The sequence below is a fragment of the Exiguobacterium sp. s56 genome, assembly GCF_018618255.1.
GTDB classification, from domain to species: Bacteria; Bacillota; Bacilli; order Exiguobacteriales; family Exiguobacteriaceae; genus Exiguobacterium; species Exiguobacterium chiriqhucha.
Window position 1 is genome coordinate 165,472 of record NZ_JACSLR010000003.1, and the last position, 25,303, is coordinate 190,774.

Here is a 25,303-nt window from a genome sequence, read left to right on the forward strand (position 1 = left end):
GTGACGGGACCCCTGTTTGTTTCTTATTTGACTTGATCACATATACGGATGAATCGGTCCGCGCAACTCGAACGAGTAATCCTCGTGGTTGACGATTCCGACGACTTGATCACTCTCGAGCAATTGGACTAAAAACTCAGCCATCTCTTCGGCCGTATGATACTTCTCGACGTTTTGACTATAGTCAAAGTCGTCCTCTTCACGGGCACGGTTCGCAAAGCCCGTCTCCGTCGCAGCCGGCGCGAGCACTTTCGCCCGCAGTTTGTCCCCATCGTTCATCAGTTCACGAGCAAGCCCTTCCGTATACGCACTGACGAAGAATTTCGACGCGCTATACGTGACGCCTTTTTTGGCGATATGATACCCGACGACCGAGGCGACGTTCAACAGTGTCGCCCCTTCGACATTGTGATAGTCCCGGACGTACAGGCTCGACAGCACCGTCAACGCCTCGACGTTCAAACGGATCATGTTCTCGATTTTTCCGACCTCGACGTCCTTCACGAGATTCGAGTCGCCGAACCCGGCGTTGTTAATCCACGTCTCGATATCGAGATCGGCGAGCGACTCATACAGCCCGTATACGTTCTCGCTGTACGACAAGTCTTTCGCCTTGATGATGACATCGCTCTTCGGCGCGATCGTCTTAATCTCACTTCGTAACTTCTCGAGCTCGTCGTGGCGGCGTGCCACGAGCACGAGTGACTTCCCTTGCTTGGCGAGCAATTTCGCCGCTTCATAGCCAATGCCTGAACTTGCTCCAGTGATGACGGTATATTTCATGATGTGTCCCCTTTTCACTGTAGTCGAGATGTTGTCTCTCTCCCGCAATTCCCGAAACACCCTCTCGTCAATCCTGACAACACGCAAAAACCGTCCTCCCCTGAACAGGAAAGGACGGTTCATCTTATGTTTGGAAGCGCCCAATGAGCGTCTGTAAGTCACCGGTCATATTGCCGAGCGACTCGGCGACACCGTTCAACTCTTGAATCATCGCGAGCTGGGCGTCGGCCGTCTCTCCGACGCTGCGCATCGTCTCGGCCGTGCCTTCACTGTCACTCGCCATATGAATCGCCGCTGTCGCGACTTGTTTCGTCGTGATCGCAATCTCGCTTGAGGCGACCCGAATCTGTTCCGTGTTCTCGACCGAGGCGTGCAATTGCCCGACGATTTGTTGGAAAGAGGCCGTCGCTTCTTCGAGCAACGCCGTGTTCGTCTCGACGCGACGGGCGCTGATGGCGTGACGCTCGAGCACCGCGTTCGACTGCACTTGAATCGATTCGATTAAGCCGGCGATTTGGGAAGCCGATTGTTTCGACTGTTCCGCGAGCTTCCGCACTTCTTCGGCGACGACGGCGAAGCCTTTCCCTTGCTCCCCGGCCCGGGCCGCTTCGATGGCCGCGTTCAAGGCGAGCAGGTTCGTCTGGTCGGTGATCGACTGGATGACCTCGGTAATGAGGGCAATCTCATCTGACTGTTGTTTCAACGCCGTGATTGATTGACCGGTCACGACCGTCTCCGATTCGAGGGCGAGCACTTCTTGTTTCGCTTGTTGAATCGTCTGTTCCCCGCGTTCGGCGAGCTTCAGACTCGTCTGGACGTCTTGGCTGATCGTCCCGATCGAGATGGCAATCCGTTCGACACCTTCATCGGCGGCCGCGACTGCTTGCCCGCTCTTCGAGGCGGCCCCTGCCTGGTTGACCGTCTCTCCGACGACTTGTTCAATCATCCGCGTCGTCTCTTCTGTCTGCGAAGACATCTCTTCCGTACTCGCGTACAGTTCTTCCGACTGCGCCGTGATCTCTTGGGCGTTCCGGCTCACTTCGTCGATGAGTTCGCGGAGATTGCCTTTCATCTGGTTGAAGCCAAGCATCAACTCGCCGATTTCATCGCGCGTGAGCGCTTGAAGGTCAGCGCGTGTCAAATCACCGTCGGCGACGATGCCGACCTCGTCCGATAGTTGGCGAAGCGGGACCGTGACCATGCGTTGGAGGAAGTAGCCGGCGCCGAGCGTGAGTACGAAAATGATGACGGCGATCACTGCAGAGTATATCAATGCACTTTGACCTCGACTCTCAAGCTGCGCTTGCTTCGCCAACATCGCGGCTTCCGATTCGGCTTGCATCGTCTCTCCTGACTCAATGATTGATGCCGTCACATCCGGCAACAACCGGAGCGCGAGTCGGTCCGCTGTCTCTTGATCATCCGCGTCGATTGCTTGAATCAACTGTTGTGCTAAGTCATCGTAACCTAATGCGTATGACATCAAGTTCTCTAGTTCTTTCGTCTCTTCTGTCGAAGGCGAAAGTTCTAACAAGGCATTGATTGCTTCTTTTTTCTCTTCTGACCCTTGCTGCTCTGCTTCAAGCCGGGCCGGCTCTTGTTCAAGAATATAACCACGCAGGCCATACGCCTGACGGACCATCCCTAACGATAATTCATCGGCCGCCTTCATCCGCATGACATCTGATGAAATCATTTCTTCATATCGGCTCGTCGCATCGTTCAGCGCCATCAGATTGTAACCCATCCCGATTACGACGAGTAAAAGAATCATTCCGATCCCGCCAAACAGTTTCTGCGTCAATGTGAGTTGATTTAGCCTTTTTTTCATCTTCTCGAGGAACTCGTCCTCTCACACCTCTATTTCTATCAAATTTTGGGATCACATGATTTCTATCGGTTTGTGCAAACGGTTTTCCACATTTGTTTCCAATTAATTTAATGGATTGACCTTATTTACGAGTCTCATGTTCCATTTATTGTCACAAAAAAAGACCACAGCCCATCATGGCTGCGATCTAGCTTCATAACTTGAACTGTGACACGCGATTCGAAAGTTCGACCGCACGTTGCTCGGTCTCCTGCATCCGAGTTTGGACGTCGTTGAACCGCTCGACGGACAGTTGGACTTTCTCCGAAATCGACTGCGTCCCGTCCGCCCCTTCCGTCACGGTCGTCGCGACTTCTTGGATGACGTGGAGGATGCTGTCGGTCATATGGCGAAGTTGGAGCGCGTTCGTCTCGAACGTCTGTGCCGTCTCCCCGAATACGGTCGCATCCGCTTCATATTGCGTGGCCGACTCCTCGAGCCGGTCGTAATCGGCGAGCACTTTCGTATCGAGGAACGTCAACATATCGGCCGAGCTCGTGTTGAGCCGGGCGACCGAGTCGATGACCGTCGTGGATACCGCTTGAATCTCGTTCACCGTCTGGCGCGAGTTCTCGGCGAGCTTACGAATCTCCGAGGCGACGACGGCGAAGCCGCGCCCGGCATCCCCGGCCCGGGCCGCCTCGATCGATGCGTTCAAGGCGAGCAAGTTCGTCTGGTCGGCAATGGTGAGAATGGCTTTCGTCAAGACACGGATCTGTTCGACCGACTGCGCCCCTTTAATCGCCTCGTCGAGCTCGATGCGTTTCTGTTCGATGATGGCGTTCGCTTCCGTCTTCGATGCGACGGCTTGTTCACGCATGGCATGGGCCCGACGCTCGACATCGCTCGCTGTCTTGGCGCTGTCGTTCGAGAGGTCGACGATTGTATCGATGGATCCGCCCATCTCGACCGTCGACGCGCTCATCTCTTGCGACGACGCGGCCGTCTCTTCCATACCGGCCGTCAATTCTTCGACCGTGCCTGACGTCTCTTCCATATAACGACTCAGTTCGGTCACTTCCGTCGCCACTTCTTTTGACGAGACGAGGACGACTTTTGCCGTCTTGTCGACGTCGATCATGATGTCGCGTAGCGTCGCGAGGAACGTGTTGAACGAGCGGCTCACTTGCGCGATTTCGTCGTTTGATGTGACCGGGATGGCCATCGTCAAGTCGCCGCCTTGTGAGGCCAACTCGTCAAACTTCTCTTGGAGCACCCGCATCGGTTTGATGATCGAACGCAATAAGCTCAGTCCGAGGAACAACAGGAGTACGACCGCACCGATCGTCACCGCAAGTAGTGCGATGAGCGACTGTTGAAACTCACGTTCCATGTCGGCGCCGACACGTTGTGAACCTTCCGAGTTGTAGTCGACGAGCTCGGTCAGGCGTTGCGTGAAGTTATCGTATGTCGATTGGGACTGGGCGTCATAATACGAGCGAGCCATACCGTTGTTGCCGGACGTGCTGAAAATCAGCATGTTATCCGACACGCGTTGATACATCTCCCATTGCTTGCTGAAGTTGGCGAACAACTCCTTGTCCGTCTCACCCGTCACCGTCTGTTCATATTTCGGGGCAATCTCATTGATGCGTTTCCGAATCTCTTTCATCGCGGTCATCAATTCTTCTTTCGCGGCCGCGTCATCCGTCACGATGTGTTCGAGCTCGAGCGCACGATAGTTCGCCGCGAGCGTGTTCAACTCGTGGGCGTAGTCGAGCCCTTTGTTCCAGTTGTTGACGATGTCATCGCCTTGACGATTCGCATCGGCGAGCGACAAGAGCGAGTAGCCACCGACACCTGCGACCATGAGGAGCGCGAGAATGACGAGTCCCCATAGCTTTTGACGGATGGTCAGGTTCGTTCCGGTCACTCGTTTTTCTTCACGCGTGCTTGGCTTTCGTCGTTTCGGTTTCCATTGAAAGCGCCGGACGTTTAACCCGTTCCGTAACGCTGTCCACTTCTGTTTCACTGACATATGTATATTCCCCTCTCGCATGCAACGTTTCTTCCTATATCGTCTTGACGTCGAGGAATCTAAAGGGGATTGACCAAAATAAAAAAAGATGACTGAAAAATCAGTCACCTTGTCTCTACATTATAAAACGGACTTAACAGTTTGGCCGCTTCGGTTGGCCGGCGTCACGACTTTAATCGTCAACTTCGCCCCCCGTTTTTGCGGTTTGATGGACACGTTCGTCGAAGTCGATGTGATCGTCTTCTTCGCGACGAGCGTCTTTCCGTTATAAATCGTTACTGTTCCGTACGGGACGTTCGTGCGAACGGCGATTGATTTCGTCGTCGAGCGAATCGTGCCGGTGCTCACTGTCGGGCGGACACCTGCTTTGACGGTCGCGCTCTTCGCGTCACGGGCCACACCCACTTTCGCCTCGAACACGAGTTTCGTGCCGGTACGCTGACGGGCAAACTTCACTTGATAGCTGCCGGTCGAGTTCGCCTTCGTCCGTCCAATCACTTTCGTCCCGGCCTTCACGGTGACGGTGGCGTTCGGGAGTGTCTTCCCTTTCCACGTGCTCACTTCGTCAGACGGCGCGAATGACGTCAACGAAGCCGTCGGGACTTTGTACGTCGTCCGCTTCTTCTTCGACCCAATCGTCGACTCGACGACGACCGACGTGCCTGGTTTCACCGAGATCCGGTAACGGTCTTTTCCAACCTCAGTGTATGAGATTGGCTTCCCATTCACGATGAAATTCAAGTATGCCGGTGTATCTTTCAACACTGTAAACGCTGAAGTAGACGATGTGACGAGCACATCTTTGATGCTGAGTGTCTTCGGTGCGTCACTCGTCACTTTTTGTTCGAACGTTTTACTGAGCTCAGGACGGAAACTCGCGATGAGTCGAATCGTCTGTCCCTCCCAGAGTGGTCCTTTCAACGCGATGACGTTCGTTCCAGGAACGAGACGTTTTGCTGATTCATCTCGGCCATTTCGCGCCACCGCGAGCAGTGGAGAGAGTGTCCCGTTATAATGAACAGTCACAGTCGTATCACCTGTCTTCGGTGGTTTTGTCCACGTGACGTCAGGCACCGGATAATCTGTTGATACGTAAAGATTCGCATACTGACTGTTCGTGTCGAGAATGCGATAAATGACACGGTAGTACATCGGCTTGTCTCGATTGTACTCCGTTAACTTCGCGACTCCCGATGCGTCTGCTTGGACTTCACGAACTTCATAGTTTGTCGGTGAGAACAATTGACGCACCTCGACTCGGGCATTTGGTTTTGTCCGAATCGTCACACCTTCCATCGCCGTCTCGCTCAACACTTCGGCAATGTTCGTATCGGTCGGTTCATTCATTTGGAACGTCTGTTTGACCGATGCTTTTGTAGCTTGGTTATACGTCGCGTTGTCTGCTACCCAAACCGTGATGGTTTGATTTCCCCAGAGAATACCGCGTGAGAACGTAAAACGTCCTGTCTCATCGGCCGTGACCGAACCGTCACAGCTCGCGTATTTGTTGTTTTCACAAGTCACATACACCGTCATGTTTGGGGCTGTCGTACCGACGATATCCCCTACCGGCCCGTTATCAAATGATGTTTCGATTTGAAGCGGCACTTTCGTCACCGGATTCAAGGTGACTCTGTTGCTCGTGAGGTTTCCGAATCGAAGCGCATAACTGAACGATTCATCGAACGATGGAACGATGTATCCATCCTCGAATGAGCGTGTCGCATCGACCACTTCCGCGTCTGATCCCAAGTCGGCGACAGGGATTTCATGGTAGACGCGATCGATTGTCACGACGGTCGCCATCAGTTGATAGGACTCGCCTAACCAGGTATTGCCGGCTCCAGACGGTTTTGTAGCTTTCGGCGAGGTGTACAGCTGACCTGGAATGAGGTGGGCACGCTCTGCCGCCAGTAAGCGCTGGTCGTTTCGAAGCAAGTAGCCTCCGTGCAACAGTTTGTAGTCAAGCCGTGAATTGAATGAATCCAGTCGCAGTTTGTTCAATGTCTTCGTGGCTAAATCGATGGTGAGCAAATAATCGAACTCCGTCATGGCGTAGTACGTGCCGTTGTGATAGGTAAACGACTCGATTTCATAGAACGACTGATTTTTCAAATCAAGCGTCGTGATGGTACGTTGCTTCCAATCATACACGTGTAAGTCACTAACCCCTTCTAACAGAAGGTGATCTGTCGTAGGTTCAGCAAATACCGCTGTCACCGTATTCGGCATCTTGATTGTCTCGATTATCTCGCCTGTATCTGGATTCAGATGGAGCAGGACGTCCGAGTACGTGTCCGCAACGACGAGTTCGTTCGCGTTTGTCGCCAATATCACTTGTTCACGATCGGAGAGAGTACGCTCCCACTTCGTGACGCCATCCGAATCAGTCGTCACGAGTTGCTTCGAGCCTTTGTTCTCCCACAACATGATGTCGCGACTCGCATCGTACGTAATAAGTCGAATCGACTCTGTGTCGAATGGAGGGCTGAATGTATGCGTCGACCCATCACGGTTAACGTGAATCATATCCCCCGTCCGATGATGCGTCGCCATGAATGATTCACCGTCTAAGCTCGGCTTGAACGTATAGAAATCTCCATATGACCCCTCTTCATCATGCGACCGATCCGCCGTCAGATTGCCGTTGTAATCGATGGGTACGACGGTCTGTCGTTCTACATCATGAAGCCGCGTGGCTCCGTCTTGATAGTCCAAATAGAAGGGAGACCCTTCAATTGTCTTCACTTCTTGCTCGAGCAGCGTGCCCAGCTCGAACTTCGGAGTCGCGTTCGCTTGATCCATCGGGAACATCACGAACAACAGCGCGACGAATACAATTGCATAGTGCCATTTCTTCATTTACAATACCTGCCTTTTATTCAATATATTAAAAATATACCTTCAATTTGTGATTTTTAGAAGCAAAACAGGAAAAAAGCACCGTCTCTTTTTTTGAGAGACGATGCCTTTGGATTATTGGACATTCAACACGGTCTGCGTGCCTTCAATCATCTTGATTTCGGTCCATTTGACGACGCTCTTGCCGAGCGGGTCGTTGGCGACCATGAAGTCGGCGAGCGCTTGCACTTTCAACGCGTCGACCGGCTGTTTCACGTTATTCAAACGGAAGCGCGATACTTTATTGAACATGTCCAAAAATGCGATTTCTACTTTAGTCTCAGTCATGGGTTAGTCCTCCTTGGATGTGGGTGTGATTAGACGAGATCGTATTCGCGAACGACCGACACGGTGAAATCTTCTTGCTCGGTCAAGTCGAGCATGAGGTGACCGAACGCCTCGGCATTGTCAGCCGTGAGCGCCGCCCGGATCGGACCGAAGCGCTGCGTTTTCTTCGTCGGTTTCAAGCTGTTCAAATCGTGGTGCGTCGTCAAGACGAGCGTGGCTTTCTTTTCAGTCAATACGGCCATGGGGGATGGCTCCTTTCGGGGATGGATTACAATTCAGACGGATAGGTCGAGTCGAGACGTTCGAGCAGTTGAATCATGCGCTCAAGGCGCGTCTCGATCCGGTGGAGCAGATAGAGCGAGACGACGATCGGGAAGCCGAGGTTCGAGATGAGTTCGGGCCAGCTCATGGGCCCACCCGCTCATCGGAACAGCCTCCGGCGGGACGCTTCGGTACACGCATCAGGGATTCCTCCAATTAGAACGTCACGTGGAATTCACGCGACACGACGTATGCGGCGGATTCGACCGCGAGAAGCGGAATCAACAGATCACCGAACTGCTTGATCTCCTCGGTCTCCATCCGCGCACCGAGTGGACCGAACCGGACGAGCTGACGCTTTTCCTTGCCGTCAACGAGCCGCTTCGTGTCGAGATAAAAGACGCTTTCGTATTCTCGATACACTGCCATATGTCTCACCTCCTTCGCCCCTATTAACCGAAGTTGGTGAATGTTTGCTCATATTGCCTTGTAACCTTTTCGTAACGACTATAGACCTATTCTGAATGAAGACGCATTCATCGGTCGAAATCGGCGTTATTCCTTGAATTCTCATACCAATTAGGGTATCTTAATAGACGTCAATCGAATTTCGAAAACACGCCTAAAGTCCCACGAATTCATTTCCCCACTTTGAAAAAACTGGCAGTTAATTGCTTAGAAATGGGTTACTATACGGAGGAGGGCATTTTCGAAATGACCAGTTTGACTTGAAGAAGGAGATACTCTAGATGAACAGCTTAGACTTCGCACTCAACACTTCTATTCCTTCCGCTCAACTCGACTTCGACCACACCGACCTGACGTTTTATGCGACTGACTGGGATGCTTATCGCCCGGAAAACGCGAAGCCGTTCCTGTACAACGAACGCCCATTGACCGTCTATCCACTCAAAGAACTGAGCCGTGCGTTTCATGTCGCCGGGATTCCCCGTAGCCAGCAACAGCTGATCAAATGGGAAACCGACGGCGTCTTGCCACCGACCCCGTTCACGATGGGACGCAAGCGCTTCTATACGGAAAATCAGATTCGGACAATCGTCGACATCGCATTGGAATGCGGACTACGGCCCCGGACACACGTCAAAAAGACGAACTTCTCCGAGCTAGCCCATAAAGAATTGGCGTACATACTCCAACTGGAATTGAAAACCGAACTCCCGCATGAATGAGCGGACATGAGGCAGCCCTTCCTGAATCGTCAGGAAGGGCTGTTTTTGGATGGATGAGGGGCGATCGCGCTCAAGTACAAATCGAGCGATGTTTCGACCTCGGTCACGACAATGGCGACAAAGTCGTCATACATTCCTGTCGTATGCGCTCGATCTAACGCATTGTAATAACTCAGGCGATTTTCGACTTTGATGACAATCGGCGGATAACCGGACTTCATCAACTCTAAATTGAGCAACAACCGAGATGTACGACCATTTCCATCAATGAACGGGTGAATTCCCACGAACTTAGCATGCAACAAAGCGCCCCGTTCAACCGGGTGCATCGTATTCGTCTCTGTTTCATACCAATTCATCAGTTGCCCCATCTGTTCTTGAATGAGGTATGGAGGCGGCGGCATATGAACGGATCCAGCAATAAACACTTGCTGGTCCCGATAGACGCCTGCATACGCATCATCAATTCCTTTCAAGTCGAGACGGTGCAAATTTTTTATTTGCCACTCCGTCAGCGGTTCTTCGCGTTGGACAATCTCTTCTACATAAGAAATGGCGTCCTGGTGGTTAATCACTTCAAGATGCTCGCGCATCGTCTTCCCGCCAACCGTTATACCTTCCAGCACCACTTTTGTCTCGTTGATTGTCAACGTATTTCCTTCAATGGCATTCGAGTTGTATGTCCATTCTAAAAAGAGTTTTGCTCTCAAACTTTGAAGCGTATACGTCGGCAGCGGTCGGTTTTGATCCAGTTGCTCTTTTTTCATCGTCAGTTGCTCAAACATATAACCCGCTTCCTTTCTCTCAAGTGTTCGTGATTTAATTATACGCTTGTTTACCTGAGCAAGTCGATTTCGAGTGAACGCCTCATTTCATCTTTAATCGGCAAGGATACCCCCTACTTCAATCGTGTCCCGGGCACAGCCCGACGATAAGTGGGAGAGGAATTGCCGCCGGGGCCGAATCGTGCACGTCCGACTCAATGAACGGTATCGGCATCGACGCGAACGAACTGCCGTACATTTTCGAGCGCTACTACCGGGGCACGAACACGACCGACGCACTCGGCAGCGGCCTCGGTATGGCGATTTCCCGAGACATCATCAAAGCGCACGGCGGCACTGTCACGGTGACGAGTGCGCGCGGGTCTGGAACGACGATTCGCATCGAGTTGCCGGCCTGACGCGAGCGGCAAAAAAACCGCAGACACGTAACATGTCTGCGGTCCATTCAAAAGGATCCGCTCAACGGAGCGAATCCTTTTTCGTCGTGTCATAATCCTCAATCCACGTCTCGAGCTCATCAATCGGGAGCGGACGCGAGAACAAGTAGCCTTGCATCTCATCACAGCCGAGCGAGCGGAGCGTGTCGCGCTGGTCCGTCGTCTCGATGCCCTCGCACACCGTCTTCAAGCCGAGCCCGCGGGCGAGCTCGATAATCGACTGGACGATGACGTTCCCGGTCGGATCGTTGTCCGTCACTTGGATGAACTGCCGATCGATTTTAATCTCATGAATCGGATAGTGCTTCAAATAGACGAACGCCGAGAAGCCGGTCCCGAAGTCGTCGATTGAGATCGAGAAGCCTTGTTCCCGGAACGCGACGAACCGCTCGATGACGTGCTGCTGATTCTCCATCCCGACGCTCTCCGTGATCTCGAACGTCAAGTAGTTCGGGCAGACGCCCATCTCCTTGACGATATGGGCCAGCTTTTCGACGACCCCGTCCGATAGGAAATGACGGGCCGACAAGTTCAAGGCGAGCTGATACATCCGGCCCTCGTCGTGCCATGTCTTCAACTGGCGGCACGCGGCCTCGAGCGCCCATTCTTCGAGCGCGATGATGACGCCGGTCGATTCGGCGAGCGGGATGAAGTCGAGCGGTGGAATCAATCCTTGTTTCGGATGAATCCAGCGCATCAGCCCTTCGAATCCTTTTAACTTGCCAGTCGCCGCTTCAATCTTCGGTTGGTAATAGAGCGTGAACTCGTTCAAGGCGAGCCCTTTTCGCAAATTCATCTCGAGTGTCAGACGGGCCGTCGCCTTCTCACCCATCTCTTCCTCGTAGAAGGCGATCCCCCCGCGCTGCACGTGGCGATCATTGGCCGTGATTCGGGTCGTGTCCATCATCTCGAGCGTCGAGCGTGACTTGTCCTCAATCGAGATGAAGGCGCTCATCGTCAAGACGACGTCGAGCTCCCCGACAGCGAACGGCTCGCTCGTCACCGTCTCACAAATCAAATCGGCGAGCGCCTTCACTTTGATGCGGTCGCCGTAAGGCGTCCACAGTAGAAAGCCAGATTGAGAGACGCGCGCCAAGAGCGACGTATCGACGACTTGTTGGAGGCGTTCCGCCAGTTCGATGACGATGTCGTCCGCGCGCTGGATGCCGATTGCCGTCTCGACGGAACGGAACTCGTCCGCCCGGAGATAAATCAATGAGCCGAGCTGGTGCGGTGCCTGTTCGCGGAGCGCGTCTACCCGCTCGATGAACCCGTTCAAGTTCATGAGCCCGGTCTGTTCGTCCGTATAGGCGAGCTTTGTGATATGTTCATCGACTTCGCGGCGGTCGAGCCGGAGATAGAGGATGGCGATAAAGTCGGACAGCGTGCTGACAATCAGCTCCTCGATGAACGTCCATTGCCGCGGCGCGAACGTCTCACAACAGATGACCCCTTTCGCCCGATTGTTCGCATAGATCGGGGCATCGAGCATCGAGTAAATCCGTTGCCCTTCCACGAAGTGCTGCTGGTATAAATCCTTCACCCACTCGTGGGTCCGGACGTCTTCGAACGGGAGCACCCGGTTCGTCCGCAACGCGTCGAAATAGACAGGTGCGTCCCCACGCATGACTGTCAACACCGGTTCGCTCGGTCCCGTCTCTTTCGAATAGGCGACTTGGCAACTGATCGAGGCATACGTCTCGTCGAAATGCCAAATCGAGACCGTGTCGACGTCGAGCATATCGGAGACGACCTCGCACATATATAAGAGCGCTTGCCGTACCGCAGCCTCCGTCACCTCTGGCATTCGGACGAGTTCGAACAGTTTCTCTTGATGTTTGCGATATGATTGTGTTGAAAAGTTCCCCTCGTTCATAAGTCCCCTACTCTCATTCAAACGTTTTGCATTCATGATAGCACGAAAAGAACTATGGATAGGTTTCCAAAATTCAACAGAAAGTCAATTTTCGATTCCCCTGTTTCTTTAGTACTCCCGCCTCATCCGTGTCCGAAAATATTGACCTCATTTTTAACGGAATCCACTGATTGAGCCATTTCCACCATTGCTTGCCGTTTGTGTAAACCCTACAATAAACATGTATTGCTTTACCTGTCGATAATTGTCAAAAGCACTCATTAGAGAAGGAAGTGACCCAATGTCCCCTAAGTCCGGCCTCATGTACTCATTCGCAGCCATCGCCGCCGTAAGCATCATCGCCCAGGCCGACGAAGTCGCAGCAGCCAGCTCACACGTCGTCCGTGCCGGTGACACGCTCTGGTCGATCAGCCAACAGCACAACGTGTCACTCGCCAATTTGAAAGCCTACAACAACTTGAATTCAGACCGTCTCGCCATCGGGCAGACGCTCAAATTAAGCGGAAACGCCCCGACCACGGTGAAACCTGCCGCCACATCTGCCACGTCAGGCACGGGTACCGTCACGACAGCCGCATTGAACATGCGCCTCGCCGCAGGCACATGGCATCAAGTGCTCGTCACGATCCCGAAAGGCCAGACGCTCACACCGATTCAAACGAGCGGCGCCTGGACGAAAGTCAGTTATGGTGGGAAGACCGGTTGGGTACATAACGGTTACTTGACGACCTCATCCGTCAAACCAGCTGCACCGATCACACCGACACCAACGACACCTGCTGCTCCGGCTCCATCAAGCAATGCTACCGTCACGACGGCCGCCTTGAACATGCGCGCCGCTGCAGGAACATGGCATCAAGTGCTCGTCACGATTCCGAAAGGTCAGACGCTCACACCGATTCAAACGAGCGGTGCCTGGACGAAAGTCAGCTATGGCGGGAAGACGGGTTGGGTACATAACGGTTACTTGACGAACTCATCCGTCAAACCGACTACACCGAGCACGCCGACAAAACCGGCCGCGCCTCAAGAACAGAGCATTAACCAGTCGTACGTCACGACGGCCAACTTGAACGTCCGTCAAGGCCCGGGCATCGGCTATGCCCTCGTCACGAGCATCCCGAACGGCACGACCGTCAAAGCGACGAAACAGATCGGCACGTGGGTATACGTCACGCATAACGGCAAGAGCGGTTACGTCAGCACCGGTTACTTGAAACAGACGACGACGGCACCGAGCGCGCCGGTCACACCGAACGCCGGAGACGGCGGTGCGGGCAACGAAGCATTCGACTACGTCGTGAACACGCCATCGTTGAACGTCCGCGCTTCGGCCTCGACGAGTTCGGCTATCATCGGCAGCGTCAAGTCCGGCCAGACGCTCCGCGTCGTGCAGACGTCGAACGGTTGGCATCAAATCTATATCGGGAATACGACCGGTTTCGTCGCGGCGTCTTACGTCAAGGCGGTGCCGAAAGGGTCTACGGTAAACCCAACTCCGACTCCGGCTCCTTCACAAGGTGCCGGAATCGCAGCCATCGCCGTCGCCAAGAAGTATGTCGGCACGCCGTACATCTGGGCGTCATCGAACCCGGCCAACGGCGGATTCGACTGTTCAGGGCTGATCCACTATGCCTTCAACCAGGCTGGCTACAGCGTCCCACGCACGAATGTCGCCACATACTGGGCCGGGTCTTATTTCGGAACACAGCTCAGCAAGACGTTCGTCCCGCAAGCGGGCGACCTCGTCTTCTTCGAGAACACGTACACGGCCGGACCGTCACACATGGGCATCATGATTAACGCGGACACGTTCATCCACGCCGGGACGTACGGACTCGGCTATAACACGATCAGTAAAGAGCCATACTGGAAATCACGCGTCATCGGTTACAAGCGACCGTGACCTTCGGCGCATTGAAAGACCCGACCTTTGTCGGGTTTTTTTTCGTGGGGCAGGATTTCCCTCGAAAGACTCGAACAGGGACTATAGAATGGGAAGAGAAAGAAGGAGGTGTCCGATGGGAAGCAATCGATTCGCTAAAATTCCGTACCGGATTTACACGATGGCCCTCGCCGTCGCTTGTCTCATCGGCGTATTGTTGTTCGGGCTCGGCCTGAGCTATTACTGGAAAGAAAAACACGTCGCCGTCGACGAGACGGTGCGCGACTTGAACCACGCCTCCGACTTGGCCGGCGTCGAGTCGTATCTCGTCTTGCATCACGCGGCCAAGCTCTACGAGACGAACTCGGAGCAACCGACGGCGTTACTGTCGGCCCCGTACCGTGAACGGGCGCTCCAATACAATCTTCAACTGCTCGACGACTTCGAGACCGGGGTCGACGAGCGCGAACGGGAAGCGTTGCTTCGCTTCTCGGAAGAACTTGAAGACACATTGAACGAGGACGGATCGAGCCGCTTCCAAGCCGTGCCGTTCGACGTCATCGAGTCGATCAACCGGCGCTGGCTCTATCAAGGGCTCGAACGGACCGCCCAAGAGAACACGGCCTATGAATTGACCGATGCCATCATGCGCATGCAGATGGCGTTCGTCGAAGGCGTCACGAACTTGCTCGCCGAGACACCGGATGAAGACCAACTCGAGTTCGAGGTCTCGACGATCGCGAACGAGGCCCGTCTGATTGAGGATATCGTCGCGACCGACCCGTCGCTCGGGACGAAATCGGTCGACGATTTGATTGAGAGCGCGCTCGCCCTCGGACGGGTGACGGCCGCCAATTCGACGCTTGAGGCCCGTTACGTCAACGGGACGAGCTTTTATGAGGATTCGCACGCGGCGCTACAAGCGGTACGCTCGGCGGCTGACGACACGCTCATGACCGAGCGTGACCGTTACGGCACACTCGCCATCGCCGTCCTACTCATCACGCTCCTGTTGTCAGGCGCGCTCTTGTTCGCTCTATGCTCGACACGCAAAATGTACGCCCATGACCTCGGGCATTTGAAGGCGCGCGCCCTCGCCATCGACCCGAGCACGGAACCGGTCGAGGAGACGTTCCCGCCGAGCCATGACTTCCGTGGCATCGAGGATGAGCTTCGTGAGATTGCCGTCAGCGTCCATTCGACGGTGCACACGCTCGAGACGAAGTCGAACGACCTGCTCCGGTATCACGAGCGCTGGTCGTCCCTCTTCTCCGAGACGGGTCTCGCCATCGCCTTAATCGATAACACGTACAACTTCATCGAACGCAACGATGTGTTCCGCCAGTTCTTCGGCGAACGGAACTTGTATGAAATTAATCAATTGTTCACCGACACGGGGCGCCGCTTGTTGCGCGAGGCGCTCGCCGGGGTGACGGAGAATGGGACGAGTGCCCAGTTCATCCTGCACTTGAAAGGCGAGCACGTCCGCTTCTTGAACGTCAAAATCATCCCGCTTAAGCGTGGCGAGACGCTCACGTATTACCTCATCCTCGAGGATGAGACCGAGCGCGTCGAACGCGAACGCAAAGTCGACCGGCTCGTCCGGTTCGACCTCGCCACCGAACTGTATAACGAATATGGCTTCCTGCGGGCGTGGGAAAAACAGGACATCGACGGGACGTTCCTGCTAATTAAACTGAACGACTTCCACCACCTCGTCGACTGGTACGACCCGACGTATGCCGACTTGCTCATGACCGAGTTCGCCCGTCACGTCGAGGACCGGCTCGAGAAGTACGCGCATCACTTGTTCGGCCGTTACCGCGACGACACGCTCATGCTGTATGTGAAAGGGCTCCATAACGTCGACGAGACCGAGTTGTTGGAGCTGTTCCCGACCGAGCTATTGATTAACCAGAAACGCCAGACCGTCCACCTTCAAATCGGGGCGACGCATACGACGCCGAGCTTTAACGATTGTCTGTTCGAGGCGACGAAGGCGTTGCAACACGCCAAAGAGACGCGGACCCCGTTCGTCTGGTACGACTCGAGCATCCTCGCCCAGCTCCAATGGGCCGCCTTGATTGAACAGGCGCTCCCAGAGGCGATCGAGCAAGGACATATCACCGTCGCCTATCAGCCGCAAGTCGAGTTGAAGACGGGCCGGGTCGTCGGGGCCGAGGCGCTCGCCCGCTGGCAGCACCCGGACATCGGCAACGTGCCACCGAACGAGTTCATCCGTATCGCCGAACGCTCGGACCAGATTCTGTGGCTGTCGCACTCGATTCTCGATTTGGTCGTCGAGCAGCTCGTCGCCTGGCGCGACACGCCGTTCGCCGATATCTCGTTGTCGTACAACTTGTCGGCCCATTCGGTCGACCCGTCCATCGTCACCAAGCTGCGCGACTTGATCGCGACGTATCCATGGCTGCCCGACCGGTTGAAAATCGAACTGACCGAGTCGGCGGACATCATGTCGCACACGAACGAGCTCGAGCGTCTCGAAGACATCTCCGATCTCGGCTATTGCCTCTCGATTGACGACTTCGGCACCGGCTACGCCTCGTTCGAAGCGATTTGGCACTTGCCGATTCAAGAAGTGAAAATCGACCGCATGTACGTCAGCGGCAAAGCGAAGGACAGCACGTCATTCCTCCGCGCCGTCTCCCGCTTCGCAAGTGAACAGAAATTGACCTCGCTCGCCGAGGGCATCGAGACGAAACAGGACCTCGAGCGGATTATCGCGGAAGGTGTCGAACTCGGACAAGGTTATTATTACGCCCCGGCCCTTGACGCGACCACGTTCGAGGCCTGGGTGAACGACAAAAGAGGGCACCTCGCCTGAGCGAGCGCCCTCTCCGACCGGTTGACACATGTCAGCCGGTTTTTCGTTTGATGAGATTAAAGACGAGCTTCAGTGCGATCAACAGTCCGATGACCGGCAAGATGACCGGCAGCGACCCGCGCGGCAACAGCCCGAACACGATGAACGCCGTCATCCCGATGGCAAAGAACAGTTTGATCCCCCGCTCATGGCCGTCGAACTGATCCCAGCGCCAGACGAGGAGTAGCAAGGTCAGCGGTGCGAACAAGAACGTCAAGAAAAAGAACGGCATGTGCCGTGTATACCAAGGTTGCGTCATTTCTGTCGTACCTCCTCATATAACGCTTCTGTCGCCTCGTGCGACTCGACGTTCAGATAAATCGGTTTGCCGCTCCAGTCAATCCGGACGACCACGTCGATGTCCCGATCGATGAAGACGAGCACGTCCTCCCCGTTCGTCGTCCGGAAGTGTCCGGTCAGGCGTGAACCGACGGCGGCACCGTTCGTGCGACGAGCGAGGCTCGGTTCATACGTCAACGTCACGGCTTCCATCTCGTCATATGGCACCGTCTCGCCGTAACCGCCCTCGATGATGAGCGCCGAATCGGTGAGCGTCACCTCGGTCGGCTGACTGAACCAGAGCCACAGGCCGGGCACGATTGTGACGAGGAGACCCAAGACGACAACGACCGGGATGAGTTTCTTTTTGCCGCCAGGGCGGATGTTCCCGTCCTCGTCATAAATGTTGCCGTCATACTTCTGAGCACGCCAGAGCGTCACGACGATGAGGATGAGCATCAAACCGAAGAACGGTTCGACCGGGATGTCGAGTCCGAAACCGAGTCCATGGATGGCGGCGATCAGTAGGAAGATAACGGCCATCCCGTAGCACATGAAGCCGATTAAACGCGCTACCGCCTTAATATTGACGCGCGCTTTGTCTTCGCGCTTCATCGTGTTGTATCCCGAGATGAGGAAATGCCAACCCAAGCGATGGACGGCAAATCCGAGCAAGAACAGAATGAGTGCTGCAATCACGAGTCCCCACATAGAGGTGTCCCCCTTTCTTCTATACTCTACGTGAAAATGAAGACAAACGTTTCAAAATCATGAATCTGCGTCGTATACTCAGGGTAGAACGCTCAAGGAGGAATTCGATGTATCGTACGAAAGCAGATTTTCTACAAGATTGGATCAAATCATCGACTGGCACGCTCGACGTGCTCCGCACCGTCACCGACGAGGCGCTCGGACAGGAAATCGTCCCGGGCCACAACTCGCTCGGCTGGATCGGGTGGCACGTGACGACCGCGCTCGGCTATTTCACGAACTTGCTCGGCTTCCGCTTGTCGGCGCTGAAAAGTTTGACGCAACCGAACGACGCCAAGGCTATCGCCGATCAATACGCGCGCTACGCCGACGAGATTAGCCAGGCTGCCGAACAGTTCTCGGACGCCTATTTGTTAGAAGAAGTCGACGTCCACGGCGCCAAACAGCCGCGTGGCGCCGTCTTGCGCATGATGATCGACCATCAGACACATCATCGCGGCCAGATGACGGTGCTGCTCCGGCAGGCGGGACTCACGGTCCCGGGCGTCATGGGACCGACGAAAGAACAGATGCAGGCGTGAAAAAAGGCGAGGCCCCGCGGGTTCTCGCCTTTCGTCACATCGATGACGGCGTGTTCGTCTTGTTTTGCATCCGGCCAACACCTTCGTACTGGACGGCTCCTGGGTCGCGTGCGTACTTCCACGCGTTACGCGCATCGATCAACCGCTTCGTCCGCATCCCGTCGAACGTTTCCGGCGTCAACGTGACGAGCTCGTCCCATTCCGTGACGAGGATGGCGACGTCCGCTCCCGCGAGCGCCGCTTCGACCGTCTCCGCTTGCGGGAAGTCCCACTTGGCGAGCGGGTCGTAGCCGATGACTTCGATATCACGGACCGCCAACAATTCAGCGAGCGTGAGCGAAGGGGCGTCGCGCATGTCGTCCGTTCCCGGTTTGAAGGCGAGGCCGAGGAAGGCGACCTTGAGATCGCTCTTCGGCTCGATTTTCGAGGCGACGTACGACATCTGGGCGTCGTTCGAATGCATGGCGGCTTTGATGACCGGTAAGTCGAGCTCGTTCTCGTGGGCGACGTTGATGAGTGCGTGCATGTCTTTCGGGAAGCACGAGCCCCCGTAGCCGAGACCGGCGTTCAAGAACGAACGCCCGATGCGCGGATCAAGTCCCATCCCTTCGGCGATTGTCGTGATGTCCGCCCCTGCCTTGTCGGCGAGACGCGCCAAATCGTTGATGAAACTGATTTTCGTGGCGAGGAACGCGTTCGAGGCGTATTTGATGAACTCGGCGTCAACCGGTGACGTGCAGACGATCGGGACACCGAGGCGGCCATAGATGCCTGCGAGCTCTTCACACATCTCGAGGTCGTCACTGCCGATGACGACGCGATGCGGTTTCAATACGTCGGCGAGGGCACGGCCCTCTTGAAGGAATTCCGGCACGACGGCGAACGTGTGGGCCGGATACATGACCGACAGCATGTCGGTCGTCCCCGGCGGCACCGTGCTGCGGATGATGATTTTATGTTTCGACTCGACCTCGGACAAGGCCGCGTCGACGAACGTCAAGTCACAGCTACCGTCTTGCTTGCTCGGCGTCCCGACGGCGAGGACGAGGTAATCGACCGTTTCTGTATCGGCAATCGAGTCCGTGAATGTGATTGAACCGTGATGATCGCGTAACACGTCTGCCATGCCCGGTTCGTGGAACGGGACGTCCCCGTTCATGAGACGGAGCAGTCTCGGTTGGTCTTTCTCGACACCGATGACCTCATGCCCCGCTTTTGCTAGTCCACACAGGGTGGCCAGCCCGACATAGCCAAGGCCGATGATTCCAAATTTCACGATAGTTCCTCCTTCAATAGTCTTCTATTAACAGTACAGAAAAGCGGCATGCAAGGGAAGGCTCTAACACTCTCTGAATATTCTCTGCTATAATGAGTCAAAATGAGGCTAGAAAGGAATAACCGTATGGGATTGCTCGCTTTCTTTTTGATTACGCTCTTCGTGTTCTACTGGTTTCCTATTCGAGGTGGACTCAAGACTTTCCTGCTGATTCTCATCATGATCAGCGGATGGCTCTCGATTTTCGAACTCGTTTCCATCATCGAAGCCCGCCCTTGGGTTGCGGCCCCTGTCCTCGCGCTGATCGGTTTGTTCGTTTGGAAATGGCGCAAAGACAGACGGACGAACTTGAACAAGCACCCAGACATTTGACACACGTCGAATGTCTTTTTGAATTTCTGTACAATTTTTTCGCTAAATATGGGAAAACAATTTTTTGATGCTATCATACGTTCAGTACATGGTTTTTTTGAAAATAAGGGGAGACTACTTTATGAATTTTTACGGGCTCGACATCGCACCTTGGATCGAACCACTGGCCCAATTCGTGTTCTGGTATCCGTTCTTCATGGCGCTGTTTTGGATCTCGGGCGCTCTCTTATTCAGCTTGACGCGGGAGAAAGAGGAAGAACTCGATTTGAACGAGCGGGAATGGCCGCTCATCAGTATCTTGATTCCTTGTTATAACGAAGAAGAGACAATTGCCGAGACAATCGAGTACTTAGATCGTCTCACCTATCCGAATTTTGAGATTATCGCCGTCAACGATGGCAGCCGTGACAAGACCGGCGACATTCTCGTCGGACTTGCCGACGAATATGAACGTCTGCGTGTTATCGACTGTCATGAGAACCGAGGCAAGGCGAACGCGCTACATATGGCCGCCCATGCCGCCCGTTCGGAGTACTTACTTTGCGTCGATTCAGACGCGTTCCTGAGCGAGGAGGCCCCGTATTACCTCGTCCGTCACTTCTTGACTCGCGGCGAGCGCGTCGGTGCCGTCACCGGCAACCCGCGTATCCGTAACCGAGACACGCTTCTCAGCCGGATGCAGCTCGTCGAATATTCGTCGATTATCGGCTCCATCAAACGGACGCAGCGCGTCATGGGTAAAATCATGACCGTCTCCGGCGTCATCGTCATGTTCCGCAAGAAAGCGTTACTGTCGGTCGGTCTCTGGGACCGCGACATGATCACCGAGGACATCGCTGTCTCGTGGAAACTCCAGAAGAACTTCTGGGACATCCGTTATGAGCCGCGCGCCCTCTGCTGGATGCTCGTCCCCGAGTCGATCTCTGGCATTTGGAAACAGCGCGTGCGCTGGTCGCAAGGCGGACAGGAAGTCGTCTTACGTCACTTCGACATCTTCAAAGACTGGCGCCAGCGCCGGATTTGGCCCGTCTATATCGAACAGGTCGTCAGCGTCCTCTGGGCGTATGCCTGGCTCATCGTCACGGTGTATCTGTTCGCGACGGCCGACACGTGGCAGGACATGTTGATTTGGTTCACATACAACTCGTTCGCGCTCGTCCTCGTCAGCCACGTCCAGCTCATCATCTCGCTCTGGAACGACGCCCGTTACGATAAAGTGTTCAAATATTACGTCTGGGCCGCTTGGTATCCGGTCATCTACTGGATGCTCAACACGTTCGTCGTCATCGCGGCGACGCCGAAAGCGATTAGAGCCCGTGTGAAAGGAGGCTACGCGACATGGAGTTCACCAGACCGGGGGACACGGAGAAGCAGCCTGTAAGTGAATTATATGATTACGAGCAAGAGATTCTCGTCAAAACGAAACAGAACGTGTTCCGCAAAGGGATCGAGCTGTTGCTCACGGCCGTGTTCTGGTTATACACGTTCATCGTCACGTGGTTCTTCTTGAGCGCCGTCGTCGACGTGAACGACCGCTATATCGCCATCCTCAAGACCGCCTTGAACGTGACGAACGCCGACATCCGCGAGCTGCTCTATTTCGGGCTCGTCTCGTCGTTCGTCGCCGCCCTACTGCTCTTCCTGTGGCGGACGTACAACAAGCGGAAGTACGGCCCGCTCAACCGCCGCCAGATGCCGACAGACACGACGCTCGACGATTGGCTCAAGCTCGACTTGATGGAACCGGAAGATATCGCTCGACTTCAATCGGATAAGGTCATCGTGTTCACCGAAAATCCAGTGAAAGAGTTGAAATGATGCGTTACGTCAAATGGCTGGTCGTTCTATTGATTGTTGGCGGCATCGCTTGGAAAGTGTACGACGTGTCCTCGACGACACATGAGGACGTGCCCGATGCGGCGCTCCTCCCGACCGAGGACGTCTGTCTCGGGCTCAACTATCACCGGGTCAAACGACCGAACACGTGGAACAAGCTCGTCGAGAACGTGACCGGCTCGTCCGAGTTGATTCGCTATAACGTCTACGCCGACGAGTTCGAACAGCAGATGACGTGGCTCCAAGAGGAAGGCGTTCACTTCGCGACACAGGACGACTTGCTCGGCTATCGCGCCGGTGAGCCGATTCCGGACAAATGCGTGTGGATCTCGTTCGATGATGTCGACCATACCGTCTACGAGAACGCGTTCCCGATTTTACAAGCCAAGCAGATCCCGTTCACGCTGTTCATCATTACCGGCCATGTCGGCGAGGCGTTCCAAAACTTGGACCTCGCCCCGTGGACCGAGCTGAAGGACATGCAGGCGAGCGGGCTTGCCAACTTCGGGACACATACGCATGACATGCATTACGTCAAAGACGGAGGTGCCGTGTTCTTGCCGGAAGACATGCAAGACGAGCTCCGTCAAGACTTGGAGACGAGTGTCGCCGCCATCGAAAAGAATCTCGGGACGCGCGTCACGACGATTGCCTATCCGTTCGGCAACACGAGCGACGCCGTGACCGAGACGGTGCAAGACCTCGGCTTCGAACAGGCGTTCATCTTGAGCCCGAATCCGATTACGCCGGACAACGACCCGTTCTATTCGAACCGGTACTTGCTCGATGCCGAACTGTTCGAGCTGTTCGTCAAACCGTATTTCGAGCAACACTGACTTGACCCCTCGTCCGATCGACGAGGGGTCATTTTTATTCCTCCTGCAACTCGACTTGGTCCCCTGCTTCAATCGTCCCGTCCATGACCTGTTCCATCTCCTCTAAGCTGAACGCGTCCACGAGCTGGATGCCGTCGACATACACCGTCGGCACATAGGCCACGCCGAAGTCGCGCGTGAACAGCCGTGAGTTTTGGATGCCGACGTCGACGTGATTCTCGAGCAGTTCATCCGCATTGAGGTTGAATTCAGCGGCGAGTTCACGGGCATACGCTTCCGTGCCAAAACCGTCCGACCCGGAATCGAGCCCGATGGCGCGCTGCACTTCATAATAGCGGTCCGGGATGAGCCGTTCCACATTATAATCCACGTTCGCGAGCAGTTGTGACTGTTCGTTCAACAGGACGAGCGGCTGTCCTTTGAACGTCGCCTCGCCCGTGTCAATCCAGCGCTCCTCGATCTCCGGTAGTACCTCTTCCATCCACTTCTTGCACCACGGGCAACTGTAGTCGAAGACGAACACGATCTCGTGCTCTCCTTCCCCGAGCGCGACTTTGTCTTCGAGCGGGAGTTCGTATGTTTTGTATGTATGGACCTTCGTCGAATCGACCGCCTCGCTTGGACTGCAGGCTGCAAGGATGACGATGAGTCCGACGAATAAAAACAGAAATCGCTTCAATGTATAACCTCCTATTTGTTCAATCGTTCACATGTTAGTTATATCACGTTTGGTTGGCAGACTCGAGTGACGTTATGGTGAAATTTGTCAAAAGAAATGACACATAAGAAAACGAGCGGACCCTAAGGCCCCCTCGATTCATTTGACGACGCGTGTCGTCTTCTTCACTTCTTCGTATCCGTTCTGCGTCATCTTCACGGTGACAACCACGCCTGGTTTCTGACGTGAAATCGTCAGCTTGTAGTTGCCTTTCGAATCGACTTTCGCGGTCTTGCTGATGAGCTTCGTCCCGATGTATGCCTGGACGCTTGCTCCCTTGTTGCCTTTTCCGGTCATCGTCGTCGCCGTCGACTTCACCGAGTTGACGGTGAACGTCCGAAACGTGTTGAGGACTTTCACAGAAGTACTGCTCGACGTGTTGCCGGCCGCGTCTTTCGCGCGCACCGAGACGGTCGCCCCTGGTTTCGTCGTCTTCACGTTGTAGCGATACGAACCCGCACTTGATGCTTTCGTCGTGTACGTGCGTCCGTTATACGTGATATACACGGTCGCGCCTTTCTCGGCTTTCCCGGACACGTACGTCGACTTGTTAGTGAGCGTCGAAACGGTCGGTTTCGTTGGAGCCACTTTATCGATCGTGAACGTGAGTGACGTGACGTTTCCGGCTTGATCAGTGACGCGGAGCGTGTAAGCGCCCGAGTTCTTGACCGGCCAATTGTTGCGAATCCGTTTCCCGTTCAACGTCGCCGTTCCTTCATTGTATTGAATCGTCACCGATTGATTCGTGACTTGGCCCTGACTGATACCTGAAATAACCGGTGGAGTTCGGTCGATGATTGGTAAAACTTGAATCGATACATCAAACCCTTCCGTAACGGTTAAAGTATTTTGATTCAAGTCAGAAATCGTAAGACTAGATAATCTCCACCGACCTGGATGAGTCCGAAACGAATAATATGATATCGGGAAGTCAAAACCAGTAGACGTCACCTGATCACTCGATAAAATGACCGTCTCCCCATTATCATGAGTGAAAGTCCCTTGCACTGATTTAAGTTTTAAATCATCCTCAGCATTAATCGTAAGCGACTTTGTGACATATTCATCTAAAATGATTTCTTTTTTTTCTATTGAAGTAAATGTCGGTTTTGTTAGATCATTTGAAGGATACTTTAATTCAAATCCTTGTTCGTTCTCTTTTCCCCATAACATGTTACTGTTTCCATGATCATCCCAGCTTTCCAAAAAATTTAACTCGTATCGCCCTTCCTCCATTCCTTCTTTAATCGTAAGTTCGCTAGTATAACGACCATTTCCTAAAGACTTCAGTGGAACGTAAAAGGAGGAATTCTTGCTCTTCGGCTCGATAAGAAAAATACGTACATCCGGGTCGACCGAAAGATTATCTTTTACTTCGATTTCGATACGCACCTTGTCACCTACTGTGTAAGGACCAGAATCAATTTTAAAATTTACTATTTGAGGAGCTTCCATGTCTTCGTTTGTATTATAAACAGTAAACCCTTGATTACTTTCTTCTCCCCATAGCATGGCGCTGTTCCCGTGATCATCCCAGCTTTCTAGGAAATTAAGAT

24 protein-coding genes are annotated in these 25,303 nt (G+C 54.3%); 9 read left to right on the plus strand and 15 right to left on the minus strand.

Translation table 11 applies throughout. From position 1 onward, the window contains the following. Positions 1–36: 36 nt before the first annotated feature. The 8 genes from KNP71_RS05045 to KNP71_RS05080 form a co-directional block, all read right to left on the minus strand. Positions 37–783 carry an SDR family NAD(P)-dependent oxidoreductase gene (locus tag KNP71_RS05045; RefSeq protein WP_214830158.1) on the minus strand — a complete coding sequence of 249 codons (747 nt, stop codon included), beginning with the start codon at positions 781–783 and terminating at the stop codon, positions 37–39. 124 nt (positions 784–907) lie between these two features. Further along, positions 908–2,614 (minus strand): methyl-accepting chemotaxis protein, encoded by a 1,707-nt coding sequence (locus KNP71_RS05050; protein ID WP_214830160.1) that lies wholly within the window; start codon positions 2,612–2,614, stop codon positions 908–910. 193 nt (positions 2,615–2,807) lie between these two features. After that, the gene (locus KNP71_RS05055) at positions 2,808–4,631 is read right to left on the minus strand and encodes a methyl-accepting chemotaxis protein (protein WP_214830162.1); all 1,824 of its coding nucleotides are present in this window, start codon (positions 4,629–4,631) and stop codon (positions 2,808–2,810) included. A 120-nt stretch (positions 4,632–4,751) separates the two neighbouring features. Then, positions 4,752–7,493 carry a hypothetical protein gene (locus tag KNP71_RS05060; RefSeq protein WP_214830164.1) on the minus strand — a complete coding sequence of 914 codons (2,742 nt, stop codon included), beginning with the start codon at positions 7,491–7,493 and terminating at the stop codon, positions 4,752–4,754. A 114-nt stretch (positions 7,494–7,607) separates the two neighbouring features. Then, positions 7,608–7,820 (minus strand): DUF2922 domain-containing protein, encoded by a 213-nt coding sequence (locus tag KNP71_RS05065; RefSeq protein ID WP_021066376.1) that lies wholly within the window; start codon positions 7,818–7,820, stop codon positions 7,608–7,610. 29 nt (positions 7,821–7,849) lie between these two features. After that, positions 7,850–8,062: a hypothetical protein gene (locus KNP71_RS05070; protein WP_058764453.1), complete on the minus strand. Its 213-nt coding sequence runs from the start codon at positions 8,060–8,062 to the stop codon at positions 7,850–7,852. Positions 8,063–8,088: 26 nt separating this feature from the next. Next, positions 8,089–8,229: a YvrJ family protein gene (locus tag KNP71_RS05075; RefSeq protein WP_021066374.1), complete on the minus strand. Its 141-nt coding sequence runs from the start codon at positions 8,227–8,229 to the stop codon at positions 8,089–8,091. A gap of 68 nt (positions 8,230–8,297) precedes the next feature. Beyond that, the gene (locus KNP71_RS05080; protein ID WP_131471765.1) at positions 8,298–8,510 is read right to left on the minus strand and encodes a hypothetical protein; all 213 of its coding nucleotides are present in this window, start codon (positions 8,508–8,510) and stop codon (positions 8,298–8,300) included. 320 nt (positions 8,511–8,830) lie between these two features. On the opposite strand from KNP71_RS05080, the gene KNP71_RS05085 reads away from it, so the two are divergent. Beyond that, entirely contained in the window at positions 8,831–9,271 is a 441-nt protein-coding gene (locus KNP71_RS05085; RefSeq protein ID WP_131471763.1) for a MerR family transcriptional regulator, read from the plus strand. Positions 9,272–9,300: 29 nt separating this feature from the next. On the opposite strand, the gene KNP71_RS05090 is transcribed toward KNP71_RS05085, so the two are convergent. Continuing rightward, positions 9,301–10,056, minus strand: a complete 756-nt coding sequence (locus KNP71_RS05090; protein ID WP_214830166.1) for a Fic family protein — start codon at positions 10,054–10,056, stop codon at positions 9,301–9,303. A gap of 197 nt (positions 10,057–10,253) precedes the next feature. Between KNP71_RS05090 and KNP71_RS05095 the strand changes: the two genes are divergently transcribed. Beyond that, on the plus strand, positions 10,254–10,454 hold the full coding sequence (locus KNP71_RS05095) for a sensor histidine kinase (protein ID WP_214763527.1): 201 nt from the start codon (positions 10,254–10,256) through the stop codon (positions 10,452–10,454). Between the two features lie 61 nt (positions 10,455–10,515). Here KNP71_RS05095 and KNP71_RS05100 read toward each other — a convergent pair whose 3' ends face one another. After that, on the minus strand, positions 10,516–12,369 hold the full coding sequence (locus KNP71_RS05100) for a sensor domain-containing phosphodiesterase (RefSeq protein ID WP_214830168.1): 1,854 nt from the start codon (positions 12,367–12,369) through the stop codon (positions 10,516–10,518). A gap of 280 nt (positions 12,370–12,649) precedes the next feature. On the opposite strand from KNP71_RS05100, the gene KNP71_RS05105 reads away from it, so the two are divergent. Then, positions 12,650–14,275 carry a C40 family peptidase gene (locus tag KNP71_RS05105; protein ID WP_251132746.1) on the plus strand — a complete coding sequence of 542 codons (1,626 nt, stop codon included), beginning with the start codon at positions 12,650–12,652 and terminating at the stop codon, positions 14,273–14,275. A 115-nt stretch (positions 14,276–14,390) separates the two neighbouring features. Further along, positions 14,391–17,099 (plus strand): EAL domain-containing protein, encoded by a 2,709-nt coding sequence (locus KNP71_RS05110; protein WP_214830170.1) that lies wholly within the window; start codon positions 14,391–14,393, stop codon positions 17,097–17,099. A 31-nt stretch (positions 17,100–17,130) separates the two neighbouring features. On the opposite strand, the gene KNP71_RS05115 is transcribed toward KNP71_RS05110, so the two are convergent. Both KNP71_RS05115 and KNP71_RS05120 read right to left on the minus strand, forming a co-directional pair. Further along, positions 17,131–17,397 carry a hypothetical protein gene (locus KNP71_RS05115; RefSeq protein WP_029594860.1) on the minus strand — a complete coding sequence of 89 codons (267 nt, stop codon included), beginning with the start codon at positions 17,395–17,397 and terminating at the stop codon, positions 17,131–17,133. Further along, positions 17,394–18,128 (minus strand): DUF3784 domain-containing protein, encoded by a 735-nt coding sequence (locus KNP71_RS05120; RefSeq protein ID WP_214830173.1) that lies wholly within the window; start codon positions 18,126–18,128, stop codon positions 17,394–17,396. Before KNP71_RS05120 ends, KNP71_RS05115 begins: the two co-directional genes overlap by 4 nt. Positions 18,129–18,235: 107 nt before the next feature. Between KNP71_RS05120 and KNP71_RS05125 the strand changes: the two genes are divergently transcribed. Continuing rightward, the gene (locus KNP71_RS05125) at positions 18,236–18,709 is read left to right on the plus strand and encodes a DinB family protein (RefSeq protein WP_214830175.1); all 474 of its coding nucleotides are present in this window, start codon (positions 18,236–18,238) and stop codon (positions 18,707–18,709) included. A gap of 34 nt (positions 18,710–18,743) precedes the next feature. Here KNP71_RS05125 and KNP71_RS05130 read toward each other — a convergent pair whose 3' ends face one another. After that, positions 18,744–19,985: a UDP-glucose dehydrogenase family protein gene (locus KNP71_RS05130; RefSeq protein ID WP_214830177.1), complete on the minus strand. Its 1,242-nt coding sequence runs from the start codon at positions 19,983–19,985 to the stop codon at positions 18,744–18,746. Between the two features lie 126 nt (positions 19,986–20,111). On the opposite strand from KNP71_RS05130, the gene KNP71_RS05135 reads away from it, so the two are divergent. The 4 genes from KNP71_RS05135 (at position 20,112) to KNP71_RS05150 (ending at position 23,029) form a co-directional block, all read left to right on the plus strand. After that, positions 20,112–20,357 carry a hypothetical protein gene (locus KNP71_RS05135; RefSeq protein ID WP_029594856.1) on the plus strand — a complete coding sequence of 82 codons (246 nt, stop codon included), beginning with the start codon at positions 20,112–20,114 and terminating at the stop codon, positions 20,355–20,357. A gap of 121 nt (positions 20,358–20,478) precedes the next feature. Beyond that, positions 20,479–21,738 (plus strand): poly-beta-1,6-N-acetyl-D-glucosamine synthase, encoded by a 1,260-nt coding sequence (gene pgaC, locus KNP71_RS05140; RefSeq protein ID WP_131471743.1) that lies wholly within the window; start codon positions 20,479–20,481, stop codon positions 21,736–21,738. After that, on the plus strand, positions 21,696–22,175 hold the full coding sequence (locus tag KNP71_RS05145; RefSeq protein WP_214830179.1) for a PgaD family protein: 480 nt from the start codon (positions 21,696–21,698) through the stop codon (positions 22,173–22,175). Before pgaC ends, KNP71_RS05145 begins: the two co-directional genes overlap by 43 nt. Continuing rightward, positions 22,175–23,029, plus strand: a complete 855-nt coding sequence (locus KNP71_RS05150; protein WP_165569431.1) for a polysaccharide deacetylase family protein — start codon at positions 22,175–22,177, stop codon at positions 23,027–23,029. Before KNP71_RS05145 ends, KNP71_RS05150 begins: the two co-directional genes overlap by 1 nt. Positions 23,030–23,063: 34 nt before the next feature. Here KNP71_RS05150 and KNP71_RS05155 read toward each other — a convergent pair whose 3' ends face one another. Next, positions 23,064–23,708, minus strand: coding sequence for a thioredoxin domain-containing protein (locus KNP71_RS05155; RefSeq protein WP_165569430.1), 645 nt, complete (start codon positions 23,706–23,708; stop codon positions 23,064–23,066). A 138-nt stretch (positions 23,709–23,846) separates the two neighbouring features. Then, positions 23,847–24,605 (minus strand): Ig-like domain-containing protein, encoded by a 759-nt coding sequence (locus KNP71_RS05160; protein ID WP_214826539.1) that lies wholly within the window; start codon positions 24,603–24,605, stop codon positions 23,847–23,849. Positions 24,606–25,303: the final 698 nt, after the last annotated feature.